Genomic DNA, 25,067 nt, shown 5'->3' on the forward strand with positions numbered 1-25,067 from the left:
GACCTCATTGCGGCGCGAGCCCCGCGAATTGCAGCACGCCCGCCACCAGCACAACCATCACCAGGGAGAGCGGCAGGAACACCTTCCAGCCCAGCCGCATCAGCTGGTCGTAGCGGTAGCGCGGCACGATCGCCTTCGCCATCGCAAACAGGAAGAACATGAAGAAGCCCTTGAGCATGAACCAGATGATGCCCGGGACCCAGGTGAACGGCGCATACGGCACCGGCGGCAGCCAGCCGCCCAAGAACAGGATCGCCCCCATCGCGCACATCGTGGTGATGGCGACGTATTCGCCGAGCATGAACAACAGGTACGGCGTCGAGGCGTATTCCACCATGAAGCCCGCGACCAGTTCCGACTCGGCTTCCACCAGGTCGAACGGCGGGCGGTTGGTTTCCGCCAGCGCCGAGACGTAGAAGATCACGAACACCGGGAACAACGGCAGCCAGTACCAGCCGAGCAGGCCCCATTTGGTGTTCTGCGCTTCCACCACCGCGGTGAGGTTGAGCGAGCCGACGCACAGCAGCACGCAGATGATCACGAAGCCGATCGAGACCTCGTAGGACACCATCTGCGCCGCCGAACGCAGCGCCGCCAGGAACGGGTATTTCGAATTCGACGACCAGCCGGCCATGATGATGCCGTACACCGACAGCGACGACACCGCGAGGATGTACAACACGCCGACGTTGATGTCGGCGATCACCCAGCCGGCATTGACCGGGATCACCGCCCAGGCCGCCAGCGCCAGCACGCAGGACACCAACGGCGCCAGCAGGAACACGCCCTTGTTGGCGCCCGACGGGATCATCGGCTCCTTGAACACAAACTTCAGAAGGTCGGCGAAGGATTGCAGCAATCCCCACGGTCCGACCACGTTGGGGCCGCGGCGGATCTGCACCGCCGCCCAGATCTTGCGATCGGCCAGAAGGATATAGGCGATGGTGATCAGCAGCAGGACGAGCAGCAACAGGCTCTGCCCGATCACCACCAACAGCGGCCACAGATAACTGGTCCAGAATTCGGCCATCAGTCGCTCACTCCGCCGCGGTCAGGATCTGGCCGGAGGCCACGCGGGAACATTCCGCCATCACCGCCGAAGCGCGGGCGATCGGGTTGGTCAGGTAGAAATCGCCGATCGGCGACAGCAGCGGCGCCTTGCCGATTGCGCCGCCGCCGCGCCGCGCCAGCGCGGCGAGCGCCGCCGGATCCGCGGGCTCGATCTGATCGATCCGCAACAGATGCGGCACCTTTTCGGTCAGCGCCTTGCGCAGCGCGACCAGGGAATCATAGGGCAGCGTGGCGCCGAGCGCGTCGGATAGCGCGCGGATGATCGCCCAGTCTTCGCGCGCCTCGCCCGGCGGAAACGCCGCGCGGCCGGCGATCTGCACCCGGCCCTCGGTGTTGACGTAGATGCCCGACTTCTCAGTATAGGCGGCGCCCGGCAGGATGACGTCGGCGCGATGCGCGCCGCGGTCGCCGTGGGTGCCGATATAGACCACGAAGGCATCGGCCGGCAGCTTGATCTCGTCGGCGCCGAGCGAAAACATCACGTCGAGCGCGCCTTCGCCCACCATCTGCGCCGCGGTCAGCCCGCCCTCGCCCGGCACAAAGCCGATGTCGAGCGCGCCGACGCTGGACGCTGCGCTATGCAAGACCGCAAAGCCGTTCCAACCGTCCTTGATCGCGCCGATGTCAGTCGCGAGCTTCGCGGCCATCGCCAACAACGCGGCGCCATCGGAGCGCGCGGTGACGCCGGCGCCGACCAGCACGATCGGGTTCTTGGCGCCCTTCAGCACATCGGCGAACGATTGCTTGCCGGCGGCCAACTCGCTCAGCGTGTCGACGCCGGCGCCGAGATAGTCGTATTTGTAAGTCAGCTCGGCGTGATCGCCGATCACCGCGATCTTCATCTGGCCGGTGCGCCAGCGCTTGCGGATCCGGGCGTTCAGCACCGCGGCTTCCTTGCGCGGGTTGCAGCCGATGATCAACAGCGCATCGGCCTGCTCGATGCCGGCGATGGTCGGGTTGAAGATGTAGGAGGCGCGACCAAGGCTCGGGTCGAAGGCGTGGGTGGTTTCGGTGGCGAGGTTGGCTGATCCCAACCGCGTCATCAGATCCTGCAGCGCGAACATGTCCTCGACCGCGGCGAGATCGCCGGCGATCGCGCCGATCCGCTCGCCCTTGACGTCCTTGAGCTTGGCGGCGATCGCCGCAAAAGCTTCCGACCAGGTCGCCGCGCGCAGCTTGCCATTCTCCCGCACATAAGGCCGGTCGAGCCGCTGGGTGCGCAGCCCGTCGACGATGTGGCGGGTCTTGTCGGAGATCCACTCCTCGTTCACCGCCTCGTTGACGCGCGGCAGGATCCGCATCACTTCGCGGCCGCGGGTGTCGACCCGGATCGCCGAGCCGACCGCGTCCATCACGTCGATCGACTGGGTCTTGCCGAGCTCCCAGGGGCGCGCCGCGAACGCATAGGGCTTCGAGGTCAGCGCCCCGACCGGGCAGATGTCGACCAGATTGCCCTGCAGCTCCGAGGTCAGCGCGCTTTCCAGATAGGTAGTGATCTCGACGTCCTCGCCGCGCCCGGTCAGGCCCATCTCCGGCACGCCGCAGATCTCCGAGGCGAAGCGCACGCAGCGGGTGCACTGGATGCAGCGGTTCATCGAAGTCTTGACCAGCACGCCGAGATATTTGTCTTCCACCGCGCGCTTGTTTTCGGCGAACCGGCTGGTGTCGGCGCCGTAGCCCATCGCCTGGTCCTGCAGATCGCACTCGCCGCCCTGATCGCAGATCGGGCAATCCAAGGGATGGTTGATCAGCAGGAATTCCATCACGCCTTCGCGCGCCTTCTTGACCATCGGCGAGCGGGTGGAGATTTCCGGCGGCTCGCCCTTCGGTCCCGGCCGGCAGTCGCGTACGCCCCAGGCGCAGCTCGCCACCGGCTTCGGCGTGCCCTTCACCTCGACCAGACACATCCGGCAGTTGCCGGCGATCGACAGCCGCTCGTGGTAGCAGAACCGCGGGATTTCCGCGCCGGCGGCCTCGCAGGCCTGCATCAGCGTGTACTCCGGCGGGACCTCGATTTCCTTGCCGTCGACGATGAGTTTGATCATTGCGGTCTCAATGCGGCTGGTCGACCAGGTCGAGGCGACGCTCGATCCGGTCAAGGCGAGTTTCAACGCGATCGATTCTGCGGTTCACGCCGGCGATCGAAATTTCCAATTGTGCGACACGTAATTCGACCTGCCCCAGACGTTCTTCCATATTGGTCATTCGCGCCTTCATGTCGCGCATATCGTCCGACACCCGATCGAGCTTTTCATCGAGCCGCCGCAGATAGACCAGCACCAGATTGTCGGGTTCGTCCGCCATCGCCCTACTCCGCCGCCGCCATATGCGCGGGATCGAGGATGCCCTGGTCGTCGAGCGTGGCGCGGCGCGAGAAATCGTCGATGCGGCGCTCGATCTCCGGCCGGAACGCGCGGATCAGGCCCTGGATCGGCCACGCCGCGGCGTCGCCGAGCGCGCAGATGGTGTGGCCCTCGACCTGCTTGGTGACCTCCAGCAGCATGTCGATCTCGCGCTTGTGGGCGCGGCCCTCGACCATGCGCGACAGCACCCGCCACATCCAGCCGGTGCCCTCGCGGCACGGTGTGCACTGGCCGCAGCTCTCATGCTTGAAGAAGTAGCTGATGCGGGCGATCGCCGCGACCACGTCGGTCGACTTGTCCATCACGATGACGCCGGCGGTGCCGAGGCTCGACTTCACCGCGCGGGTGCCGTCGAAATCCATGATCAGCTCGCCGCAATCCGCAGCCGGAATCAACGGACACGACGCGCCGCCGGGAATGATCGCCAATAGATTGTCCCAGCCGCCGCGAATGCCGCCGCCGTGCTTCTCGATCAGTTCGCGGAACGGAATGCCCATCGCCTCTTCGACGACGCAGGGCGTGTTGACGTGGCCGGAGATGCCGAACAGCTTGGTGCCGACATTGTTCGGCCGGCCGATCGAGGAGAACCAGGCGGCGCCGCGGCGCAGGATGTCGGGCGCCACCGCGATCGACTCGACGTTGTTGACCGTGGTCGGGCAGCCATAGAGCCCGACATTGGCCGGGAACGGCGGCTTCAGCCGCGGCTGGCCCTTCTTGCCCTCCAGGCTTTCCAGCAGTGCGGTTTCCTCACCGCAGATATAGGCGCCGGCGCCGTGCGTGACGTAAAGCTCGAACGGCCAGCCATGGACGTTGTCCTGGCCGATCAGCTTGGCCTCATAGGCCTGGTCGACCGCGGCCTGCAGATGCTCGCGCTCGCGGATGAATTCGCCGCGCACATAGATGTAGCAGACCTTGGCGCCCATCGCGAAGCCGGCGAGCAGACAGCCTTCGACCAACAGATGCGGGTCGTGCCGCATGATCTCGCGGTCCTTGCAGGTGCCGGGCTCGGACTCGTCGGCGTTGACCACGAGATAGCTCGGCCGGCCGTCCGTGCTTTCCTTCGGCATGAACGACCACTTCATCCCGGTCGGGAAGCCGGCGCCGCCGCGGCCGCGCAGCCCGGAGGTCTTCATCTCGTTGATGATCCAATCGCGACCCTTTTCGATGATCGCCTTGGTGCCGTCCCAGCTGCCGCGGCGACGCGCGCCGTCGAGGCCCCAGTCGCCCTGGCCGTAGAGATTGCGGAAGATGCGGTCCTTGTCGTCGAGCATGGCTAGGCGCGTCCCCGATCAACGATTGGCTTGCATGTAAGCGAGGCCCGCGGCGCATCCGCCGAAGGTCAACGCCCACACCAGGCTGGATTCCAGCGTCGCGCTCAGCGCGTAGTGCTGCAACAGGAAGATGAACACCGCAGCGGTCACCGCGTGCAGCATGATATAACGCAGATGTTGCATCGGCCCAACTCCCCTGGATACCGCCGAACCCGGAACGCCGCGGTCGGTCATCATCGATCTTTTCGGGTGGCGTCGTCAGCCGGCGGCTTCGGCGACGGCCGTTCCTGAACATTCGCCGCAGCCCCCGGCTTCTTGGCGTCGGAGTCGGTCAGCACCGGGTGCTGCACCGCACCGTGGTCGGCGTCGTTGTCCGGCGCCCCCACCGACTGCAGCACGCGCGGTCCGCCTTCGGGCGCAGAAAACTGCCGGCCGTTCTGCGGTCCCGGCGTCGGGAAATTGCCGCTGGCAAAACCGTCCAGCACCTTACCGAAATTGTCCGGTGTCAGATCCTCGTAAGTATCCTTGCTGATCATCACCATCGGGGCGTTGACGCAGGAGCCGAGGCACTCGACCTCTTCCCAGCTGAAATTGCCATCGTCCGACAGATGGAACGGCTCGTGATGAATGCGGTTCTGGCAGACCTTGATGATGTCCTCGGCGCCGCGCAGCCGGCACGGCGTGGTGCCGCAGACCTGGACGTGGACCTTCTTGCCGACCGGCTGCAGCTGAAACATCGTGTAGAAGGTCGCGATCTCCAGCGCGCGGATATGCGGCATCTTCAGAAGATCGGCGACCGCGCGGATCGCGGCTTCGGTGATCCAGCCGCCGAGTTGTTCATGCGCGCGCCACATGATGGCGATCACCGCGGAGGCCTGCCGGCCGGGCGGATATTTCGCAATCTGCTGATGCGCCCATGCGAGATTCTCCTCGGTGAAGGCGAAGCTCTCGGGTTGCAGCTCCTTGGGTGCCAAACGACGGACGGCCATTATCTCAAGTCTCTCATTGAACACGCCGCGAGGCGTCGGCATTAAGTCTATTGATGCGTTCGTCCCAGAACCGGCTGGCGGTGCCGAACACGTTGTATCCGACATTCGACGCGACCTTGATTCGGTCGAGGATGGCGAAATTGTCGATCGCTTCGAACCGCCCGCTGCTGGGATCGTAGACGTAGAGCTTCAGCGCGGTCTGGGTCAGGATGAAGCGCGATACGGTGTGGTTGGCGTCGCTGCCGTGCTCCTCGCACAGGATCATGGCGTCGCCCTGCAGCAGATGCTGGCCGCCCCGGATGGCTTCGATCTCGACGCCCTCGACGTCGAGCTTGACGATGGACTTGCCGCCGGCGGGCAGCTTGCCCTGCTCCAACAGGCTGTCGAGCGACACCACCTGAACCTGTTCGCCGCCGGCAGCGGAACCACCCACGATGCTGAACGCCTCGTGCTTGGTGCCGGAGAGGACCGCGGTGCCCGGCGCCGCGCCGATCGCGCAATTCAGAATCGTGAAGCGGTCGTTGTTGATGCGGGCATTCTCGGCGAGCTTGGCGAAATTCACCGAGGACGGCTCGATGGCGATCACCGGGTGCGCCCCGAACGGCGCGCTCGACGCCAGCACCGACCAGTAGCCGTAATTGGCGCCGCAATCGACCATCACGTAGTCGACATCGGCGCAGCCGCGAAACAAAAGTTCGATCTCGTTCTCGTAATGGAACGAGCGATCGAGCAGCTTGCTCCAGTAACCGTCGCCGTAAGGAAACGCGAACATCGCATCCGGATTTAATCGGACCGCGATGTCGCGCTCGGGCAACGCCTTGCGCAGCAGATTGGCGCAGCGGTTGTAGCCGCGATACGAGAAGGTCGACGACACCCGGGTGCCGGCCCACAGCGCGCCAGCCGCCAGCCGTTCCCAGGCGTTGGCGCCTTCGAGAACTCCGGTTGCACGGTCGAACTGGATGGGCGGCTGCGCGATCACCGATCGACCTCGCCGAACACGATGTCGAGCGAGCCGAGAATCGCCGAAACGTCCGCCAATAGATGGCCGCGACAAATGAAGTCCATCGCCTGCAGATGCGCGAAGCCCGGCGCGCGGACCTTGCACTTGTAAGGCTTGTTGCTGCCGTCGGAGACCAGGAACACGCCGAACTCGCCCTTCGGCGCTTCCACCGCGACATAGACCTCGCCGGCCGGCACGCGAAAACCTTCGGTATAGAGCTTGAAGTGATGGATCAGCGATTCCATCGAGCGCTTCATCTCGCCGCGGCGCGGCGGGAAAATCTTGTTGTCCTCGACCGCCACCGGGCCGCCGCCGTCGGGCGCGCGCAGCTTGGCGATGCACTGCTGCATGATCCGCACCGACTGCCGCATCTCTTCCATGCGGATGCAGTAACGGTCGTAGCAGTCGCCGTTCTTGCCGATCGGAATGTCGAATTCCATCTCCTCGTAGCACTCGTAGGGCTGCGACTTGCGCAAGTCCCAGGCGGCGCCGGAGCCGCGCACCATGACGCCGGAAAAGCCCCACTCCCAGGCCTGCGCCAGCGTCACCACGCCGATATCGACGTTGCGCTGCTTGAAGATCCGGTTGCCGGTGAGCAGCCGGTCGAGATCGTCGATCACCTGCGGAAACGCGACGCACCACGCCTCGATGTCGTCAACCAGCTTCGGCGGCAGGTCCTGGTGCACGCCGCCGACCCGGAAATACGCCGCGTGCATCCGGCTGCCGGAGGCGCGCTCGTAGAACATCATCAGCTTTTCGCGCTCTTCGAAGCCCCACAGCGGCGGGGTCAGCGCACCGACGTCCATCGCCTGCGTGGTGACGTTGAGCAGATGCGACAGGATGCGGCCGATCTCGCAATACAGCACCCGGATCAATTGGGCGCGGCGCGGCACCGCGATGCCCAACAGCTTCTCGGCGGCGAGGCAGAAGGCGTGCTCCTGATTCATCGGCGCGACGTAGTCCAGCCGATCGAAATACGGGATCGCCTGCAGATAGGTCTTGGCCTCGATCAGCTTCTCGGTGCCGCGATGCAACAGCCCGATATGCGGATCGACCCGCTCGACGATCTCGCCGTCGAGCTCCAGCACCAGCCGCAGCACGCCGTGCGCCGCCGGATGCTGCGGTCCGAAATTGATGGTGAAATTGCGAAGCGCGCCCTCAGGCATGGTGTGCGACCTCCGCAGGCGCCGACGGCGCGCGAGCGAGTAGCGAATGGCGAATGGCGAATGGAATCACTGGAGCGACGCCCTCTGCTGAAGCGACCGGATCAAGGCGCGGATCATTTTGCCCAGGCTTTCGCATTGAAGGAGGACCGGCTGCACATCGGCCTGCGCAATTGAAACCCGCTGCGCCAGCAGCAGATGGGTTTCGAGTTCCTTCAAGGAGCCCTGCGCGATGCGCAAATGCTGCACGAAGCTGCCGGTGTGCTCCCGACCATGACCTTCCGCGATATTGGCCGGCGCCGAGCCCGCCGCACGTCGGATCTGCGATGTCAGGCCGAACAGTTCGTCGCGCGGAAACTGCCTGGTCAATCGATAGCAAGCCTCGGCCAAGGTCATGGCGTCCTGCCATACCCTGAGGTCCCGATATGAATTGATCGATGGATCGCTCAATCGTCATTCCCGCTCGCCGCTCGCTATCCGCCACTCGTCCCGCTTTCCGATCATGCCCTGCTATTGCTATTCGCTATTCGCCACTCGCTATTCGCTTCTTTTCTCGTCGCCGGGCAGCGGATAGTCCGCACCTTCCCAGGGCGAGAGGAAATCGAATTTGCGGAATTCCTGATTGAGCCGCACCGGCTCGTAGACCACGCGCTTCTCGTCGTCGTCGTAGCGGACCTCGACGAAGCCGGAGAGCGGAAAGTCCTTGCGCAGCGGATGGCCGTCGAAGCCGTAGTCGGTGAGGATCCGCCGCATGTCGGGGTGGCCGGTGAAGATCACGCCGTACAGATCGTAGGCTTCGCGTTCGAACCAGTCGACGCCGGGGAACAGCTCGATCAGCGACGGCACCTGGGTGGTTTCGCTGGCCTCGGCGCGCAGCCTGATTCGGGTGTTCAGCGACGGCGACAGGAAATGCCAGACCACGTCGAAGCGATTGGCGCGGCCGGGATAATCCACTGCGGTGACGTCGATCGGGCTGATGAAGCGGCAGCGCTGATCGTCGCGCAGAAACCGCACCACCTCGACGATCTTGGCGGCATCGACGGTCAGCGTCAGTTCGCCGAACGCGATCGACGCGCCGCTCACCGCCGCCGGCAGCGCCGCCTTGATGGTTTCGCCGAGCTCCGCGAGGTCTGTCACTTCTGGCTCTCCAAGTCCCGAACCTTCTTTTCCAGCGCCTCGATGCGTTCCTCGAATTCGCCGGTAATCAGCTTGCTCATCAGCGTATCGGCCGTGAGCGCGTGCTTGAAGCTCTTCTGCACGCTCTCCATAACGTCGAACCGCGCATCCATATGTTGGCGCAACGCCACCAGTTCAGCCCGCATCTCACGCAGCAAAACCACGATCAGGTCTTCAGGCTCGGCCATCCCCAAACCCCTAGCGTTCGATGGTTCCGGTACGCCGGATCTTCTTCTGCAGCAGCATCACGCCGTACAGCAGCGCTTCCGCGGTCGGCGGACATCCCGGCACGTAGATATCGATCGGCACGATGCGGTCGCAGCCACGCACCACGGCGTAGGAGTAGTGGTAATAACCGCCGCCATTGGCGCAGGAGCCCATCGAGATGACGTAGCGCGGCTCCGGCATCTGGTCGTAGACCTTGCGCAACGCCGGCGCCATCTTGTTGGTCAGCGTGCCGGCGACGATCATCACGTCGGACTGCCGCGGAGAGGCGCGCGGCGCGAAGCCGAAGCGTTCGGCGTCGTAGCGCGGCATCGACATCTGCATCATCTCGACCGCGCAGCAGGCCAGACCGAAGGTCATCCACATCAAGGAGCCGGTGCGCGCCCAGGTGATCAGGTCGTCGGTCGCGGCGACGAAGAAGCCCTTGTCGGCGAGTTCGTTGTTGACCTCGAGGAAAAACCGATCGTCGGCGCCGACCGGGCGGCCGGTGCGCGGATCGAGAATGCCGGTCGCGGCGGGCGCGACCAACGGCTGCGCCAAGCGCGGCCCAGCATTGGTGGGGTGCGGGCTCAATCCCATTCCAGCGCGCCCTTCTTCCATTCGTAGGCGAAACCGACCGTCAGCACGCCGAGAAACGTCATCATCGACCAGAACCCGGTGGCGCCGAGCTTCCCGAACGCCACCGCCCAGGGAAACAGAAATGCGACTTCGAGATCGAAGATGATGAACAGGATCGCCACCAGGTAGAACCTGACGTCGAATTTCATTCGGGCGTCGCCGAAAGCATTGAATCCGCATTCATAGGCGGAGAGTTTTTCAGGGTCCGGCTGCTGGTAGGCGACCACGAAAGGCGCCACCAGCATCGCCAGGCACAACCCTGCAGCGACCATGATAAAGATCACAATTGGAAGATAATTCGGCAGAATGCCGCTCATCGGCCGTCCCTGTTCCCGCGACGTGCGCTGCCGCGGCTTGTTGCGTTTTAGAATTGCTCTGGCTTTAGCGCAGCGCAATAGGGGTGGCAAGACACGCTCTTAGGAGGCTGTCCTGGCCCGCCGGGCGGCGGCGAGCGGGAACTTGCAACAACGCGAGTTCATCGGCAAGTCATAGAGTGAATCACGAACGCCTCCGCGTTTTACTCGCAACTCATCGGCGATTCTTGCCGGCTTGGCGGTCGGCCGTTCGGCACGAATCGTCGGCGGGTGATCCCGCCGCATTGCAGCCACTCAGCACCGACCCAAATCGCCGGCGGCCTCGTCGCTCGTCATCCGCCGTTGGATGGAGCATTGAGATGGGAGGCCGCCACGGCGCCTTCAAGAGCCTTGCAGGCCGGCCTTGCCGACGGCGGAGGCGCCTCCGCATCGTCCCAGCTCAGCCAAGCGCCACGCCCCTCCCCGCGGCGCCCTGCGCAGCTGATGCCGCGCGCGGGCCCTTCGCGCGTCACGCGATGCCGAATGCCGGCGATGCAGCGTCACGCGGAGGCGCGGAGGGCAACGGGCCACAGCAAAACGCTGGCGGATTGCCGAGGGCGAAGCGGAAACGTCGAAAGCCAGGGAAGCTCGAAAGCCAGGAAGCTCGAAAGCCGGGAAGCTCGAAAGCCAGGAAGCATCGAAAGCGGGGGAAGATGCGCCGCGCGGATCGAAGGGCCATTGAAATCAATGGCGCGAGAGACGGGGCTCGAACCCGCGACCTCCGGCGTGACAGGCCGGCGCTCTAACCAACTGAGCTACTCCCGCGTGATGTGCATCGCGCAGGTGACGGGACTTAAAGGGCGGACCGATGCAAGTCAAGGCTGTCGCGAAACCCTTTTTTTGCCGGTGGCTTTTTGCGAGGGTGATGCAAATAATGGGCTATTTACGGGCCAAACGGCGTAGGCAGAGCGCCCCCGAATCGTTTAATGCCTGATACGTCTTAGTTTCCTAAGCCGACAACAACCTGGAGGGCCAAAAATGGCGAAGAAAGCAGCGACCGCGAAAGCCGCGACACCGACCACCGTGACGCTCAAGCATCTGGCGGCCGCATTGGCCGAAGAGCATGAATTGTCGAAGAAGCAGACCGAGACCATCCTCGGCGACCTGGTCGGCCGCATCACCAAGCACCTCAAGAAGGGCGAACGGATCCGAATCGTCGGCCTCGGCATCCTGCAGGTCCGCAAGCGCGCCGCCCGCATGGGCCGCAATCCCGCGACCGGCGAAGCGATCCAGATCAAGGCCAGCAAGAAGGTCGCTTTCCGCGCCGCCAAGGAACTGAAGGAAGCGGTCTGAGCTCGACCGTCTAAGCAGGCCTATTCCGGACCGCCGCGCCGCGGCAGCGCCGGAATGGCCGTGACAATGCACGAGGTGACGGTGTCGTCCCGAATCGATTTCACTCACACCGTCACCGAGCGATTTCTGCGCTACGTCGCGATCGATACCCAGTCGGATCCGAGTTCGGCGAGCTGCCCGTCGACTGAAAAGCAAAAGGATCTCGGCGCGCTGCTGGTCCAGGAGCTGCGCGACATCGGTGTTGCCGACGCCGAGCTCGACGCCCACGGCTATGTCTATGCGACGATTGCTTCGACCACCGACAAACAGGTGCCGGTGGTCTGCTTCTGCTCGCATATGGACACCTCGCCGGATTGCTCAGGCGCCGGCGTCAAACCGCAGATCGTGAGAAATTATCAGGGCGGCGACATCGCGCTGCCCGGCGATCCGACCCAGGTGATTCGCGCCGCGGAGCACCCTGCATTGGCGGATCAGATCGGCCACGACATCGTCACCACCGACGGCACCACGCTGCTCGGCGCCGACAACAAGGCCGGCATCGCCGAGATCATGGATGCGGCGCAGTTTCTGGTCAGCCATCCACAGATCAAGCACGGCGCCATCAAGATTCTGTTCACCCCCGATGAAGAAATCGGCCGCGGCGTCGACAAGGTCGATCTGAAAAAGCTCGGCGCCTACGTCGCCTACACCATCGACGGCGAGACCGCCGGACATCTCGAGGACGAGACGTTCTCCGCCGATTCGGCGGTGATCACCATCGAGGGCGTCAGCGCCCACCCCGGCTTCGCCAAGGGCAAGATGGAGCACGCCATCAAGATCGCCGCAGCGATCGTCGAGCGGCTGCCGAAGCACGGCTGCTCGCCGGAAACCACCGAGGGCCGCGACGGCTTCCTGCATCCGATCGGGATCAGCGGCGCGCTGGAAAAGGTCACCCTCACCTTCATCGTCCGCGACTTCGCCGAGGCCGGCCTGCAGGAGAAAGCCGCGCTGCTGCAGCGCATCATCGACGAGGTGATGCGGGATTATCCGCGCTCGACGGCGAAGCTCGAGATCAAGTCGCAATACCGCAACATGAAAGAGGTGATCGATCGCCATCCGCAGATCGTCGAGCTTGCGATCGAGGCGATCAGGCGGGCCGGGCTGGAGCCGGTGCGCACCAGCATCCGCGGCGGCACCGACGGCTCGCGGCTGTCGTTCATGGGGCTGCCCTGCCCCAACATCTTCGCCGGCGAACACGCCTTCCACTCCCGCCTGGAATGGGTCAGCCGGCAGGACATGGAAAAGGCCGCGGAGACCATCGTCCACCTGGCGATGATCTTTGAAGAGCGGGCATGAGTCGGCCTCATAGGCATCGCCGGAAAATCAGGGGTTTTTGTCATTGCGAGCCGAGGACGGCGCGGTGCGCCGGCCGACAGCGAAGCAATCCCAGGGCTTCCTGCGGAGCCCTGGAGTGCTTCGTCGCAAGTGCTCTTCGCAATGACGAACTTAAGCTCCTCGATTCGCTGAGATCGGTGCGAGTCAGGCTTCTGAGGCGCGGCTACTTCGCCGACCCGGCCGACGTCGTTGGATTGACGGGCTTGGCGCCCTTCGCCGGCTTCGCCGCAGGCTTCGGCGCGGCGTCGCTGCGGACATTGCCCCATGGGTCGGTCGGAGCGCCGGCGGGGACGTTGCCGAGCGCCTTTTGATAGGCTCTTTCGGCGCGCTTGTCGGCCTCGATCTGGGCGGGCGTCTTGTCCGGGTCCGGTTCCCCGTATTTCGGCACCGTCTGCTGCGCGGCGGCGGGTCCGGCAAGCAAGGCGATCATCGCGATGGCGTAGAAAATTCTCATGGGACGCTCCAGCCTGGATGCCCCTGCTTATCACCGCCCGCGCCCTCCCGCCAAGAGAAGCAGATCGCGCGGCGCCGGGCGCCTTGCGCGCGGCACCGCCGCCGCGCTAGATGAGGGCTCCGGGCGGTTAGCTCAGCTGGTTAGAGCATCTCGTTTACACCGAGAGGGTCGGCGGTTCGAATCCGTCACCGCCTACCAGCCCGGCCCCCGCCCTTCAACAGGCTCAGACCGTCCCGTGCGCGCACAAAAAAGCGGCGCCCCGAAGGACGCCGCTGATGTCGATTGCCGAGCCTCAGGAGGCTCAGTGCGCGGTCAGACCGCCGGCGGCCTCATCGGCCGCGTCCGGCTTCGCCGGCAACGGGCTCGGCTCTTCCCAGACGATCGGCACCGGCCGGCGCACCAGCGCGTTGCCGATCACGTCGTCCATCCGGGCCACCGGGATGATGTTCATCCCGCCCTTGATGGCGTCGGAGATCTCGGTGAGGTCCTTGGCATTGTCCTCGGGGATCAGCACCGTCTTGATGCCGCCTCTGGCCGCCGCCAACAACTTCTCCTTCAGGCCGCCGATCGGCAGGATCCTGCCGCGCAGCGTGATCTCTCCGGTCATCGCGACGTCGTGCCGGATCGGAATGCCGGTCAAGACCGAGACGATGGTGGTGGCCATCGCGACGCCCGCGGACGGGCCGTCCTTCGGGGTCGCGCCCTCCGGAACGTGGACGTGGATGTCGCGCCGTTCGAACAGCGGCGGCTCGATCCCGAAGGTGATCGCGCGCGAGCGGACGTAGGACGCCGCCGCCGAGATCGATTCCTTCATCACGTCGCGCAGGTTGCCGGTCACCGTCATGCGGCCCTTGCCGGGCATCATGACGCCTTCGATGGTCAGCAACTCGCCGCCGACGTCGGTCCACGCCAATCCGGTGACCACGCCGACCTGATCGTCGCTTTCGATCTCGCCGTAGCGGTACTTCGGAATGCCGAGGAAGTCTTCCAGCGACTTCTCGGTGACCTTGACCACCTTCTTCTTCGACAGCATCAGGTCCTTGACCGCCTTGCGGGCGAGCGTCGACAGCTCGCGCTCAAGGTTACGCACCCCCGCTTCGCGGGTGTAGCGCCGGATCATCAGCAACAAGGCATCGTCGTCGATCGACCATTCCTTGGTGTTGAGGCCGTGCTTGGTCAAAGCGTTCGGGATCAGATGCTTGCGCGCGATCTCGACCTTTTCGTTCTCGGTGTAGCCGGCGATCCGGATGATCTCCATACGATCCATCAGCGGCCCCGGAATATTCAGGGTGTTCGCCGTGGTGATGAACATCACGTTGGACAGATCGTAGTCCACTTCGAGATAGTGGTCGGCGAAGGTGCCGTTCTGTTCGGGATCGAGCACCTCGAGCAGCGCCGACGACGGATCGCCGCGGAAATCGGCGCCCATCTTGTCGATCTCGTCCAGCAGGAACAGCGGGTTCGAGGTCTTGGCCTTGCGCATCGACTGGATGATCTTGCCGGGCATCGAACCGATATAGGTCCGGCGATGGCCGCGGATCTCCGCTTCGTCGCGCACGCCGCCGAGCGAGACGCGGACGAATTCACGTCCCGTCGCCTTGGCGATCGACTTGCCGAGCGATGTCTTGCCGACGCCGGGCGGGCCGACCAGGCAGAGGATCGGTCCGGTCAGCTTGTTGGCGCGGCTCTGCACGGCGAGATACTCGACGATGCGGTCCTTGACCTTCTCCAGCCCGTAGTGGTCGTTATCCAGCGTCGCCTGCGCGGAGGCGAGGTCCTTCTTGACCTTGGACTTCTTGTTCCACGGGATCGACAGCAGCCAGTCGAGGTAGTTGCGCACGACGGTGGCTTCGGCCGACATCGGCGACATCTGCCGCAGCTTCTTCAGCTCGTGCTGGGCCTTGTCGCGGGCTTCCTTGGAGAGCTTGGTCTTGACGATCTTTTCTTCCAGATCGGCCAACTCGTCGCGACCTTCGTCGTCGCCGAGCTCCTTCTGGATCGCCTTCATCTGCTCGTTGAGGTAGTACTCGCGCTGGGTCTTCTCCATCTGCCGCTTGACGCGGCTGCGGATCCGCTTCTCGACCTGCAGCACCGAGATCTCGCTCTCCATCAGCCCCAGCACCTTCTCCAGGCGCGAGGTCACGGACAGCGTCTCCAGGATGCCCTGCCGATCGGCGATCTTGACCGCCAGATGCGAGGCGACGGTGTCGCCGAGCTTGGCGAAATCGGTGATCGCCTGCACCACGCCGACGACTTCGGCGGAAATCTTCTTGTTGAGTTTGACGTAGCTCTCGAAGTCGGAGACCACCGAGCGCGACAACGCCTCGGCCTCGACGCTGTCGGCGTCGGTGTCGGCGAGCGCCACCGCGGTGGCTTCGTAGTATTCGCTACGATCGGTGTACTTCTCGACCTTGGCGCGCTCCAGCCCTTCGACCAGCACCTTGACGGTGCCGTCGGGCAGCTTCAGCAGCTGCAGCACGCTGGCGAGCGTGCCGATCTCATAGATCGAGTCCGGCGCAGGATCATCGTCCGACGCATTCTTCTGCGTCGCCAGCATGATCAGCGCGTCGTTCTTCATGACTTCTTCGAGTGCACGAATCGATTTTTCGCGGCCGACGAACAGCGGCACGATCATGTGCGGGAAAACCACGATGTCGCGAAGCGGCAGCACCGGATAGGAGTGGCTTTCGCCGTGAACGATCGATGGCCGGGGTTTGGTGGCGGTCATGGCCCATTCCTTTTGTTGCGCCCCCTTGCTCGCAGCCCGCTTGCTCGGCGCGGCCGCCACAAGGTGCAGAGGTGGTCCGACTCGTTCGGCCGACGGGCTCCACTTGTCCGGATCAGATGACGGCGAATCCTCATCAATTCGTCATCGCCGCTACATTAGGTGGCTATCGACCCACATGGTGTCAAGCCGCCGTAAATACTGGTGCGCAAGGGTTGGACGCGTGACGAGCGCAGAGCGAACACCGCGCGTGCGCGCGGTATTCGCAAGGATTCGACGGCAGCTCGTGTGCTGCACGGATCAGGCGCTGGCGCTGCTTTCGGCGGCGCGATCGGAGCGGTCGGCGTAGATGTAGAGCGGACGCGCGGTGCCTTCGACGACCTCGCGCGAGATCACTACCTCTTCGACGCCTTCCAGGCCCGGAAGATCGAACATGGTCTCGAGCAGGATGCTCTCCAGGATGGAGCGCAGGCCGCGCGCGCCGGTCTTGCGCTCGATCGCCTTGCGGGCGACCGCGCCAAGCGCCTCGTCGGCGAAGGTCAGCTCGATGTTCTCCATCTCGAACAGCCGCTGGTACTGCTTGACCAGCGCATTCTTCGGGTCGGTGAGGATCTTCTTCAGCGAGGTCTCGTCGAGGTCTTCGAGCGTCGCCACCACCGGCAGACGACCGACGAATTCCGGGATCAGGCCGTACTTCAGCAGATCCTCGGGCTCGACGTGGCGGAAGATTTCGCCGGTGCGGCGATCTTCCGGCGCCAACACCTGCGCGGCGAAGCCGATCGAGGTCGAGCGACCGCGCGCGGAAATGATCTTCTCGAGACCCGAGAACGCACCACCGCAGATGAACAGGATGTTGGTGGTGTCGACCTGCAGGAACTCCTGCTGCGGATGCTTGCGACCGCCCTGCGGCGGCACCGACGCAACCGTGCCTTCCATGATCTTCAGCAACGCCTGCTGCACGCCCTCGCCCGAGACGTCGCGGGTGATCGAGGGATTGTCGGACTTGCGCGAGATCTTGTCGATTTCGTCGATGTAGACGATGCCGCGCTGCGCGCGCTCGACATTGTAGTCGGCCGACTGCAGCAGCTTCAGGATGATGTTCTCGACGTCCTCGCCGACATAGCCGGCTTCGGTCAGCGTCGTCGCATCCGCCATGGTGAACGGCACGTCGAGGATGCGGGCCAGCGTCTGCGCGAGCAGCGTCTTGCCCGACCCGGTCGGGCCGATCAGCAGGATGTTCGACTTCGCCAGTTCGACGTCGTTGTGCTTGGTCTGATGGTTCAGGCGCTTGTAGTGGTTATGCACCGCGACCGAGAGAACCTTCTTGGCATGGCTCTGGCCGATCACGTAATCGTCGAGAACCTTGCAGATTTCCTTCGGGGTCGGAATTCCGTCGCGCGATTTCACCAGGGAGGATTTGTTCTCCTCGCGGATGATGTCCATGCACAGCTCAACGCATTCGTCGCAGATGAATACGGTGGGTCCCGCAATCAGCTTGCGGACTTCGTGCTGGCTCTTTCCACAGAACGAGCAATACAGCGTGTTCTTGGAGTCGCTCGTGCCGACCTTACTCATTTATATCTCCGTCCGCCGTTCGATCTCATCTGCCGATCGCTCCCCCGACTCGTCGGGACCAAGTGAAACTAGAGCAAAAACCGTACCAGAAAAGATCCCCGCGCTTAGCTGCCGCACGAATTGCGGCCATTTCGAATCCCCCAACCACTCAGTCGATCCGGTTAAGCCAATCATGCTGTCATCCGACTATCAAGAATTCGCTAATCGGAAGACGGCGCAACCGCGTAACCATAGCGTGATTTGGGGCGGTCGTGCGACCCTCATTGAAGGAAAACAGAGCAGAGTTGCGCGATTGCCCCTTTAGGCAAGCACGAAAAAGGAACATTCGCGCAACAGATAGCGATCACCCGGCCTTTCGGAGAGGTACCTCCGTAATCAACCGAGGGCCCCTGCCCGGTGTGTTACGGGGCCTTCGGCGTCGGTTCCTCGGAGCGCTTGTCGATCACCTTGTCGACGATGCCGAAGTCACGTGCCATTTCGGCGGTGAGGAACTTGTCGCGCTCCAGCGCGTCCTCGATCGCCTTGTAGGTCTGCCCGGTGTGCTTGACGTAGATCTCGTTCAGCCGCTTCTTCAGGTTGAGGATCTCCTGGGCGTGCAGCATGATGTCGGTGGCCTGGCCCTGGAACCCGCCGGAGGGCTGATGCACCATGATCCGGGAATTCGGCAGCGAGAACCGCATGTCGGGATGGCCGGCGGCCAGCAGCAGCGAGCCCATCGAGGCCGCCTGCCCGGTGCACAGCGTCGAGACCGGCGGGCGAATGAACTGCATGGTGTCGTAGATCGCCAGACCCGACGTCACCACGCCGCCCGGCGAGTTGATGTACATCGAGATTTCCTTCTTCGGATTCTCGGCTTCCAGAAACAGCAATTGCGCGACGGTCAGCGTCGACATGCCGTCCTCGACCGGGCCGGTCACGAAGATGATGCGCTCCTTCAGCAGGCGCGAGAAGATGTCATAGGCCCGTTCGCCGCGGTTGGTCTGTTCGACCACCATCGGCACGAGGTTCATGTAGGTTTCCACCGGATCGCGCATAATTCACCTGAAGGTTGCCGGAGGCGAGCGTCCATCGGCAAGGCCCGGCGGCGGGCGAGCGGCGAACGAACGTCCCGTGATGCAGGACTTGAAGCGAGTTCACAGATAGGCGCCGGATCGACGGCGACAAGGGCGAAACTCAGCTCAGCCGCAAGTTCAAGCTGATTCGGGGCACCGCGGCAAAGCAATGCGGATCGCCGCACTGCTGAGGCTGCCAATATCGTTAACGGCCGCGCCAAACCCTCTGGTCTGAAACGCAATCGGGCGCCGCACCCTCTCGAGGTGGCGGCGCCCGGTCCGGCGTTGGCTGCGGTCTGAGCTTAGGCCGCGGTCTTCTCGGCGTCGTCGTCCTTGTAGAGCTCTTCGCGGCTCACCGTCTTCTCGGTGACGTTGGCGAGCTCGAGGATGAAGTCGACCACCTTGTCTTCATAGATCGGAGCACGGATCTGGGCCAAAGCCTCGGGGTTGTTGCGATAATACTCCCAGACTTCCTTCTCGCGGCCGGGCATCTGCCGCGCCCGTTCGATCACCGCGCGGCTGATCTCGTCGTCGGTGACGGTGATCTTGTTCTTCTCGCCGATCTCCGACAGCACCAGGCCGAGCCGCACCCGGCGGTCGGCGATCTTGCGATATTCCTCCTGGGCGGCCTCTTCGGTGGTGTTCTCGCTCTCGAAGGTCTTGCCGCCGGATTCCATCTCGGCCTTGATCGAGCGCCACATCAGCTCGAACTCCTGCTCCACCAGCGACGGCGGGGCTTCGAAGCGATGGGTCTCGTCGAGCCGGTCGAGCAGCTCGCGCTTGACGCGCTGCCTCGTCGCGCCGGCGTATTCCGCGGTGAGGCGGCCGCGCGCGGCTTCCTTCAGCTTGTCGAGCGATTCGAAGCCGAGCGTCTTGGCGAACTCGTCGTCGATGGTCAGTTCCTGCGGCGCCTCGACCAGGGAGGCGGTGGTCTCAAACTCGGCCGGTTTGCCGGCCAGTTCGGCGTTGGTGTAATTCTTCGGGAATTCGACCTTGAGGGTGCGGGTTTCGCCGGCGGCGATGCCGATCAGCTGGTCCTCGAAGCCCGGGATGAAGGTCCCCGAGCCGATCGCCACCTGGATGCCCTCGCCGGTGCCGCCGTCGAACGGCGTGCCGTCGATGGTGCCCTTGAACGAGATCGTCACCCGGTCGCCGGTCTCCGCCTTGGCGCCCTCGCCCTTGTCGGCGTAGCTGCGATTGCCGGTTGCGATGCGGTTGATGGCTTCGTCGACGTCGCTGTCGCTGACTTCGGCGACCGGCTTTTCGACGCTGAAGCTCTTGAAGTCGGCGAGTTCAATAGTCGGCACCACTTCCACCGCGACGGTGTAGTTGAGGTCCGACTTGCCGGCCAAAATCTCTTCGACCTCGTTTTCCTTCGACGGCATGGTGATCTTCGGCTCGGTGGCGAGCCGGAAACCACGCTCGGTGAAGATCTGGTCGTTGGTTTCGCGGATCAGCTTCTCGACGGTCTCGGCGGTGACCGAGCGGCCGTAGATCCGCTTCAGGTGGCCGATCGGAACCTTGCCGGGGCGAAAGCCATTGAGGCGGACCTTGTCCTTCATGTCGTCCAGCCGCGCATCGACCTTGGCGCCGATGTCCGCAGCCTGGAGAGTGACCTCGAATTCGCGCTTCAATCCGTCTGCGACGGTTTCCTTGACCTGCATGGCGTCAATCTTCTTCCCGCTTGGTCCGGTGCAATGACCGGCATTGTCAATCTGATCGATGCGCGGCCAAACAGCCTGCACCGGTGGTTTGGCGGCATACCCTTGCGAATACGTCCTCCGGAAAATCGTCATGCGCAAACGCCAACGGCGCTTGGTGCGGGCGGAGGGACTCGAACCCCCACAACTTTCGTCACTGGAACCTAAATCCAGCGCGTCTACCAGTTCCGCCACGCCCGCGAGGAGCATCATGTCCGGCCGCGATGCCGCGGGCGGCGGGCTTATAACATGGGTGACGCGGATCGCAGCAACAAAAAAACCCGGATGCCGCGACGCCGCGCCGCCTCGCCCGCGGCTGGACAGCGCCCTCCGGACATGGTCCGACTCGCGGCATGATCGCAACCGTGAAACACGTTCCGCTGAACCGCCGCCGGCTGATCGCCGGGGTCGGGAGCGCGGCCCTGGTGGCCGCGCTGCCGCGCCCGCTGATCGCGGCGCCGGCTCGCTCGCTGCTGCTGCGCGCCGCCACCGGGTCGGCCGCGCTGCGGCCCGGGCAGCCCGAAACCTCGGTCGCCCGGCTGACGGCACAGGGCCCGGAGGCCGCGCTGCGATTCCGCCGCGGCGAGCAACTCACGCTGCGCTTCGAAAACGCGCTCTCGGAGCCCACGATTCTCGGCTGGCGCGGCCTCGCCGAGCCCGGGCTCGAACCGCTGCTCGCCCGCCGCGCGGTGGCGGCGGCCGGCAACGACGCCTTCGCGGCGACGCTACGCCACGCCGGCACCGCGATGGTCGACCTGCGGCTGCTCGGCGACGGCGGCGCCGAACCGCTGCCGGCGCGTGCGGTGATCGTCGAGGAGACCGAGCCGGTGGCGGTCGACCGCGACGAGGTGCTGCTGATCGAGGACTGGCGGCTTGCGCCGGACGGCCGCGCGCTCGCGCCCGGCCGCGACGCCAAGGACGCCGCGACGGTCTACACGGTCAATGGCGCGGCCACCCCGGAGATCAAGGTTCGGGCCGGTCAGCGGCTGAGGATTCGCTTCATCAACGGCTGCCAACGCGCTGTTGCAGCAGTTAAAATCGAAGACCACGATTGCCAGGTGATGGCCATCGACGGGCAGCCGGCGGAGCCGTTCCCGGCGCGCGGCGGGCAATTGGTGCTGGCGCCCGGCACGAGGGTCGACGGCTTTGTCGACGCGCTCCGCCCGCCCGGGTCGTCCTCGGCAATCCTGCTGCACGACGGCACCACCGCCCGCCCGATCGCCCGGCTGGTGTATTCCGGTGAGCCGCCGGTGCGCGCCGGCGCGCTGCCGCCAGCGGCTCCGTTGCCCGGCAACGGCCTGCCGGCGCAGCTCGACCTGAAGGCGGCGCAGCGGGTCGACCTGGCGCTCGACGTCTCGCAGCCGATTTGGCAGCGCCCGGTCGACTTCAAACAAGACGCCGCGCCGGCGTTTCGGACCAAGCGCGGCCGCACCGTGGTGCTCGCGCTCAGCCACCGCGCCGCGGGGCCGATGGTGTTTCATCTGCACGGCCACCACGTCCGGCTGCTCGACCGGCTCGACGACGGCTGGAAGCCGTATTGGCTGGATACGCTGGTGGTCGGCCCCGGCCAGACCCAGCGCGTCGCCTTCGCGGCGGACACGGCTGGCCCGTGGCTGCTGGAGGCGATGGCGACCGAATGGTCGGCACCGCGGATGGTCGCCACCTATCTGGTGGACTGATCGCAATCGCCTGCCGAGATGTGAACTGACTTTCGTGGTCGCCCGGGTTGTATTGGGCGGCGCGGCCTATATCGTAGCTTGGCTCCTAATGGGCATCGGTCCACGTGCAAGGTCGGATGGTGAGGTGCCATGACAAAGTTTCAGCAAAAGCCCCGCCGAACTAAACTTGCGGTTGTTCCTGGCGTCGGTCACAATGGCTTCTGGCCAGAGCAGACCAGACCGCCGGGGGGCAGGATGTATGCGATTGCTTTTGATCTCGACGTCGATGCGCTGAAAAACCACTATCACAACCAAAGCTGGAACAACGCCTATGAAGACCTGCGCAAGGTCTTCGAAGCCCACGGCTTCTCTCGCCAGCAAGGCAGCGTGTATTTCGGGAACGAGCACGTTACGCCGGTCAATTGCGTATTGGCCGTCCAAGAAGCTCAGAAACTACATCCATGGTTCGGCAAGGCGGTCCGCGATATTCGGATGCTTCGGATCGAAGAACACAACGACCTGCTGCCCGCCATCGCCCAACAAGAGCTGGAGTTGGACCGGCAGAAGGCTGCGGGAGCCTAATCCGTAGCGCTTGAGCCATCGGTTGCCAGCACCCGCCGCGGAACCACGCGTCTTGTCGCTTGCCCGCCCCGGAGCTTCGTCGGTGGCGTCCGCTCAATATTCGATCCCGAACTCGTCATAAAGCCTGCGGAACACCGCCGGCAGCACTTCCGGCAAATCTTCCGCGATCAGCCCGGGGCCGGCTTCGCTGCCGGCTTCGCCGTGTAGCCAGACCGCGATGCAGGTCGCCTCAAATGTCGGCACCCGCTGCGCCAACAGCCCGGCGATGAAGCCGGACAGCACGTCGCCGGCGCCGGCGGTGGCGAGCCAGGGCGGCGCGTTGGCGGCGATGGTGGCGCGGCCGTCCGGCGAGGCCACCACGGTGTCGGGACCCTTGAGCAGCACCACGGCGCCCGAGCGTTCCGCCGCCACCCGCACCCGCTCAAGTTTCGAGCGAAGTGGATTTTTGTTGCTCATGTCGCTGAACAGCCGCGGGAATTCGCCTTCGTGCGGGGTCAGCACAACCTGTGAATCCTCGGCCGATTTGATCGCCTCGAACAGCCGGTCCGGGGCGTCGGCGAAGCTGGTCAGCGCGTCGGCATCGAGCACGCAGCTGCAGCCCGCCCCTAGACCGGCGTGCACCAGCTCGCGGGTGCGATGCCCGACCCCGGCGCCGGGGCCGATCACGCAGGCATTGAAGCGGCGATCGGTCAACAACGTGGCGAATTCCGCCGGGGTGTCGATGGTGCGCAGCATGATCGCGGTCAGCGCCGCCGCATTGACCGCCAAGGCGTCGCGCGGCGACGCCACCGTCACCAGGCCGGCGCCGGCGCGCAACGCGCCGCGTCCGGCGAGCCGCGCCGCGCCGGAGGCGCCGAGCCCGCCGGAGACGATCACCGCATGGCCGCGGCCGTATTTGTGGCCGTCGATCCGCGGCACCGGAAACGCCGCCTGCCACCATTCCGGGCAGTTCTCGAAGGTCGCCGGATGGATCTCCTGCAGCACCTGGTCGTCGATGCCGATGTCGACGACGCGCACCCGCCCGCAATTCAGCCGCCCCGGCAGCAGCAGGTGACCGGGCTTGCGGCGGAAGAACGTTACGGTCTCGCGGGCGCGGATCGCCACGCCCATGATGGCGCCGGTGTTGCCGCTGATGCCGCTCGGCAGATCGATGCTGAGCACCGGCGCGCCGCTCTGGTTGATCGCCTCGATCACCGCCTGGGCATCGCCCTTCACCGGACGGTTGAGCCCGGCGCCGAACAGCGCGTCGATGATCAGCGCCGGGGTCTTGATCGCCTGCGGGTGGAACGGGAACACCGGCCCCTTCCATTCCCGCGCCGCCAGCGCCGCGTCGCCCTTCAGCGCGTCGCGCTCGCCGAGCAGGATCACCGAGACCTCGCGGCCTTTCGCCAGCAATTCGGTGGCGGCGATCAGCCCGTCGCCGCCATTGTTGCCGGCGCCGGCGACCACCAGGATCGGCCCCTCCTCGACCAGGTCCATCGCCGCATTGGCAACCGCCCGTCCGGCCGCCAGCATCAACGCAAAGCCCGACGAGCCGCTGGAAATCGTCAGCAGGTCGGCGCGTTCCATTTCAGTCGTGGTGAGAATTTCCATGCCAGTCTCGTCACTGTCGCCTTATCAACAGGCAGCATCGCCCGCTTTGATCGCGATCATCTGCATACAATTTGGGCTCATCGCATCATTGTTAGTCATTCGAGTGTGACGCGGCCCACCAAAGTCTACGCGCCAAGGACCTTAATGATCTGATAATGCTCCCAGATTACTCGACTTGCGAAAGTGGCATGGACCCTGCTTTTACGGAAGCCATGTTTCGATTCTTCGTGCTCACCGGCATTAGCAATTGGTGCGCCCGACCGCTTTCGGCTGCCGCATCGGCATCCGGGCGGCGAGGCGTTGCCTTTCCTCTGACCGACCAGCAGAGTCATCGATCAAACGCGCAGCGTAGCGCCATCTTCAACCAGCCGTATGGAACGGCAGCATACACACGAAGTCGGAAGTGCCGGGAGGACGTTTAGGTGAAGAAAATTGAAGCGATCATCAAGCCATTCAAGCTCGACGAGGTGAAGGAGGCACTTCAGGAAGTTGGATTACAGGGAATCACCGTCACCGAGGCCAAGGGCTTTGGACGGCAGAAGGGCCACGCCGAGCTGTATCGCGGCGCCGAATACATCGTCGACTTTCTGCCCAAGGTCAAAATCGAGATTGTGATCTCCGACGATCTGGTCGAGAAGGCCATCGATGCGATACGACGTGCCGCCCAAACCGGCCGCATCGGCGACGGCAAGATCTTCGTGTCCAACATCGAAGAAGCAATTCGGATCAGAACTGGCGAATCCGGGCTGGACGCCATCTAGACCACCCTCGCCGCAAACCAGGCATCACCCATTGGCTGCTGGCGCGGCCATGATCACGACGACCGTAGAGA

24 protein-coding genes and 3 tRNA genes are annotated in these 25,067 nt (G+C 64.5%); 6 read left to right on the top strand and 21 right to left on the bottom strand.

Annotated elements, in window-relative coordinates; translation table 11 throughout:
* Positions 1-4: 4 nt before the first annotated feature.
* From nuoH to HNR60_RS05600, 14 genes are all read right to left on the bottom strand, one after another.
* Positions 5-1,030: an NADH-quinone oxidoreductase subunit NuoH gene (nuoH, locus tag HNR60_RS05535; RefSeq protein ID WP_184255175.1), complete on the bottom strand. Its 1,026-nt coding sequence runs from the start codon at positions 1,028-1,030 to the stop codon at positions 5-7.
* A gap of 7 nt (positions 1,031-1,037) precedes the next feature.
* Complete coding sequence (gene nuoG / locus HNR60_RS05540; RefSeq protein WP_184255177.1) at positions 1,038-3,116, bottom strand: NADH-quinone oxidoreductase subunit NuoG; 2,079 nt, start codon at positions 3,114-3,116, stop codon at positions 1,038-1,040.
* A 7-nt stretch (positions 3,117-3,123) separates the two neighbouring features.
* Positions 3,124-3,375: a hypothetical protein gene (locus HNR60_RS05545; protein ID WP_184255179.1), complete on the bottom strand. Its 252-nt coding sequence runs from the start codon at positions 3,373-3,375 to the stop codon at positions 3,124-3,126.
* Positions 3,376-3,379: 4 nt separating this feature from the next.
* The gene (gene nuoF, locus HNR60_RS05550) at positions 3,380-4,705 is read right to left on the bottom strand and encodes an NADH-quinone oxidoreductase subunit NuoF (protein ID WP_184255181.1); all 1,326 of its coding nucleotides are present in this window, start codon (positions 4,703-4,705) and stop codon (positions 3,380-3,382) included.
* 18 nt (positions 4,706-4,723) lie between these two features.
* Positions 4,724-4,888 carry a hypothetical protein gene (locus HNR60_RS05555; protein WP_184255183.1) on the bottom strand — a complete coding sequence of 55 codons (165 nt, stop codon included), beginning with the start codon at positions 4,886-4,888 and terminating at the stop codon, positions 4,724-4,726.
* A 50-nt stretch (positions 4,889-4,938) separates the two neighbouring features.
* Entirely contained in the window at positions 4,939-5,694 is a 756-nt protein-coding gene (gene nuoE / locus HNR60_RS05560; RefSeq protein WP_184255185.1) for an NADH-quinone oxidoreductase subunit NuoE, read from the bottom strand.
* Positions 5,695-5,707: 13 nt separating this feature from the next.
* Positions 5,708-6,673, bottom strand: coding sequence for an FkbM family methyltransferase (locus HNR60_RS05565; protein ID WP_347339308.1), 966 nt, complete (start codon positions 6,671-6,673; stop codon positions 5,708-5,710).
* Entirely contained in the window at positions 6,670-7,860 is a 1,191-nt protein-coding gene (locus HNR60_RS05570) for an NADH-quinone oxidoreductase subunit D (RefSeq protein ID WP_184255187.1), read from the bottom strand. Before HNR60_RS05570 ends, HNR60_RS05565 begins: the two co-directional genes overlap by 4 nt.
* Positions 7,861-7,926: 66 nt before the next feature.
* Positions 7,927-8,307, bottom strand: a complete 381-nt coding sequence (locus HNR60_RS05575) for a four helix bundle protein (RefSeq protein WP_184255189.1) — start codon at positions 8,305-8,307, stop codon at positions 7,927-7,929.
* Between the two features lie 87 nt (positions 8,308-8,394).
* Positions 8,395-8,994, bottom strand: coding sequence for an NADH-quinone oxidoreductase subunit C (locus HNR60_RS05580; RefSeq protein ID WP_184255191.1), 600 nt, complete (start codon positions 8,992-8,994; stop codon positions 8,395-8,397).
* On the bottom strand, positions 8,991-9,221 hold the full coding sequence (locus HNR60_RS05585; RefSeq protein ID WP_184255193.1) for a hypothetical protein: 231 nt from the start codon (positions 9,219-9,221) through the stop codon (positions 8,991-8,993). The genes HNR60_RS05580 and HNR60_RS05585 overlap by 4 nt, the downstream gene beginning before the upstream one ends.
* Positions 9,222-9,231: 10 nt before the next feature.
* Positions 9,232-9,837, bottom strand: coding sequence for a NuoB/complex I 20 kDa subunit family protein (locus HNR60_RS05590; protein WP_184255195.1), 606 nt, complete (start codon positions 9,835-9,837; stop codon positions 9,232-9,234).
* The gene (locus tag HNR60_RS05595) at positions 9,828-10,193 is read right to left on the bottom strand and encodes an NADH-quinone oxidoreductase subunit A (RefSeq protein WP_184255197.1); all 366 of its coding nucleotides are present in this window, start codon (positions 10,191-10,193) and stop codon (positions 9,828-9,830) included. Before HNR60_RS05595 ends, HNR60_RS05590 begins: the two co-directional genes overlap by 10 nt.
* Before the next feature lie 724 nt (positions 10,194-10,917).
* A tRNA-Asp gene (locus HNR60_RS05600) sits at positions 10,918-10,994 on the bottom strand.
* Positions 10,995-11,162: 168 nt separating this feature from the next.
* On the opposite strand from HNR60_RS05600, the gene HNR60_RS05605 reads away from it, so the two are divergent.
* Positions 11,163-11,522 carry an HU family DNA-binding protein gene (locus HNR60_RS05605; RefSeq protein WP_347339312.1) on the top strand — a complete coding sequence of 120 codons (360 nt, stop codon included), beginning with the start codon at positions 11,163-11,165 and terminating at the stop codon, positions 11,520-11,522.
* A gap of 54 nt (positions 11,523-11,576) precedes the next feature.
* Complete coding sequence (gene pepT, locus HNR60_RS05610) at positions 11,577-12,857, top strand: peptidase T (RefSeq protein ID WP_184255199.1); 1,281 nt, start codon at positions 11,577-11,579, stop codon at positions 12,855-12,857.
* A gap of 202 nt (positions 12,858-13,059) precedes the next feature.
* Here pepT and HNR60_RS05615 read toward each other — a convergent pair whose 3' ends face one another.
* Positions 13,060-13,350 (bottom strand): hypothetical protein, encoded by a 291-nt coding sequence (locus HNR60_RS05615; RefSeq protein ID WP_184255201.1) that lies wholly within the window; start codon positions 13,348-13,350, stop codon positions 13,060-13,062.
* A gap of 121 nt (positions 13,351-13,471) precedes the next feature.
* Between HNR60_RS05615 and HNR60_RS05620 the strand changes: the two genes are divergently transcribed.
* A tRNA-Val gene (locus HNR60_RS05620) sits at positions 13,472-13,548 on the top strand.
* A gap of 103 nt (positions 13,549-13,651) precedes the next feature.
* Here the strand turns inward: HNR60_RS05620 and lon are convergent.
* The 5 genes from lon to HNR60_RS05645 all read right to left on the bottom strand — a co-directional run bounded on the left by lon (position 13,652) and on the right by HNR60_RS05645 (position 20,603).
* Positions 13,652-16,078 carry an endopeptidase La gene (gene lon, locus HNR60_RS05625; RefSeq protein ID WP_184255203.1) on the bottom strand — a complete coding sequence of 809 codons (2,427 nt, stop codon included), beginning with the start codon at positions 16,076-16,078 and terminating at the stop codon, positions 13,652-13,654.
* 297 nt (positions 16,079-16,375) lie between these two features.
* Positions 16,376-17,650, bottom strand: coding sequence for an ATP-dependent Clp protease ATP-binding subunit ClpX (clpX, locus tag HNR60_RS05630; RefSeq protein ID WP_184255205.1), 1,275 nt, complete (start codon positions 17,648-17,650; stop codon positions 16,376-16,378).
* Positions 17,651-18,051: 401 nt separating this feature from the next.
* Entirely contained in the window at positions 18,052-18,684 is a 633-nt protein-coding gene (locus HNR60_RS05635; RefSeq protein WP_184255207.1) for an ATP-dependent Clp protease proteolytic subunit, read from the bottom strand.
* A 320-nt stretch (positions 18,685-19,004) separates the two neighbouring features.
* The gene (gene tig, locus HNR60_RS05640) at positions 19,005-20,366 is read right to left on the bottom strand and encodes a trigger factor (RefSeq protein WP_184255209.1); all 1,362 of its coding nucleotides are present in this window, start codon (positions 20,364-20,366) and stop codon (positions 19,005-19,007) included.
* Between the two features lie 152 nt (positions 20,367-20,518).
* Positions 20,519-20,603, bottom strand: a tRNA-Leu gene (locus HNR60_RS05645).
* Positions 20,604-20,767: 164 nt separating this feature from the next.
* On the opposite strand from HNR60_RS05645, the gene HNR60_RS05650 reads away from it, so the two are divergent.
* Both HNR60_RS05650 and HNR60_RS05655 read left to right on the top strand, forming a co-directional pair.
* On the top strand, positions 20,768-22,081 hold the full coding sequence (locus HNR60_RS05650; RefSeq protein WP_347339309.1) for a multicopper oxidase family protein: 1,314 nt from the start codon (positions 20,768-20,770) through the stop codon (positions 22,079-22,081).
* A gap of 129 nt (positions 22,082-22,210) precedes the next feature.
* The gene (locus HNR60_RS05655; RefSeq protein WP_246432823.1) at positions 22,211-22,642 is read left to right on the top strand and encodes a virulence factor; all 432 of its coding nucleotides are present in this window, start codon (positions 22,211-22,213) and stop codon (positions 22,640-22,642) included.
* A 93-nt stretch (positions 22,643-22,735) separates the two neighbouring features.
* Here the strand turns inward: HNR60_RS05655 and HNR60_RS05660 are convergent, their stop codons facing one another.
* Positions 22,736-24,235, bottom strand: coding sequence for an NAD(P)H-hydrate dehydratase (locus HNR60_RS05660; protein ID WP_184255222.1), 1,500 nt, complete (start codon positions 24,233-24,235; stop codon positions 22,736-22,738).
* Between the two features lie 422 nt (positions 24,236-24,657).
* On the opposite strand from HNR60_RS05660, the gene HNR60_RS05665 reads away from it, so the two are divergent.
* Positions 24,658-24,996, top strand: coding sequence for a P-II family nitrogen regulator (locus HNR60_RS05665; protein ID WP_074832548.1), 339 nt, complete (start codon positions 24,658-24,660; stop codon positions 24,994-24,996).
* Positions 24,997-25,067 lie beyond the last annotated feature (71 nt).

This window comes from Rhodopseudomonas rhenobacensis (assembly GCF_014203125.1).
Lineage (GTDB): Bacteria > Pseudomonadota > Alphaproteobacteria > Rhizobiales > Xanthobacteraceae > Rhodopseudomonas_A > Rhodopseudomonas_A rhenobacensis.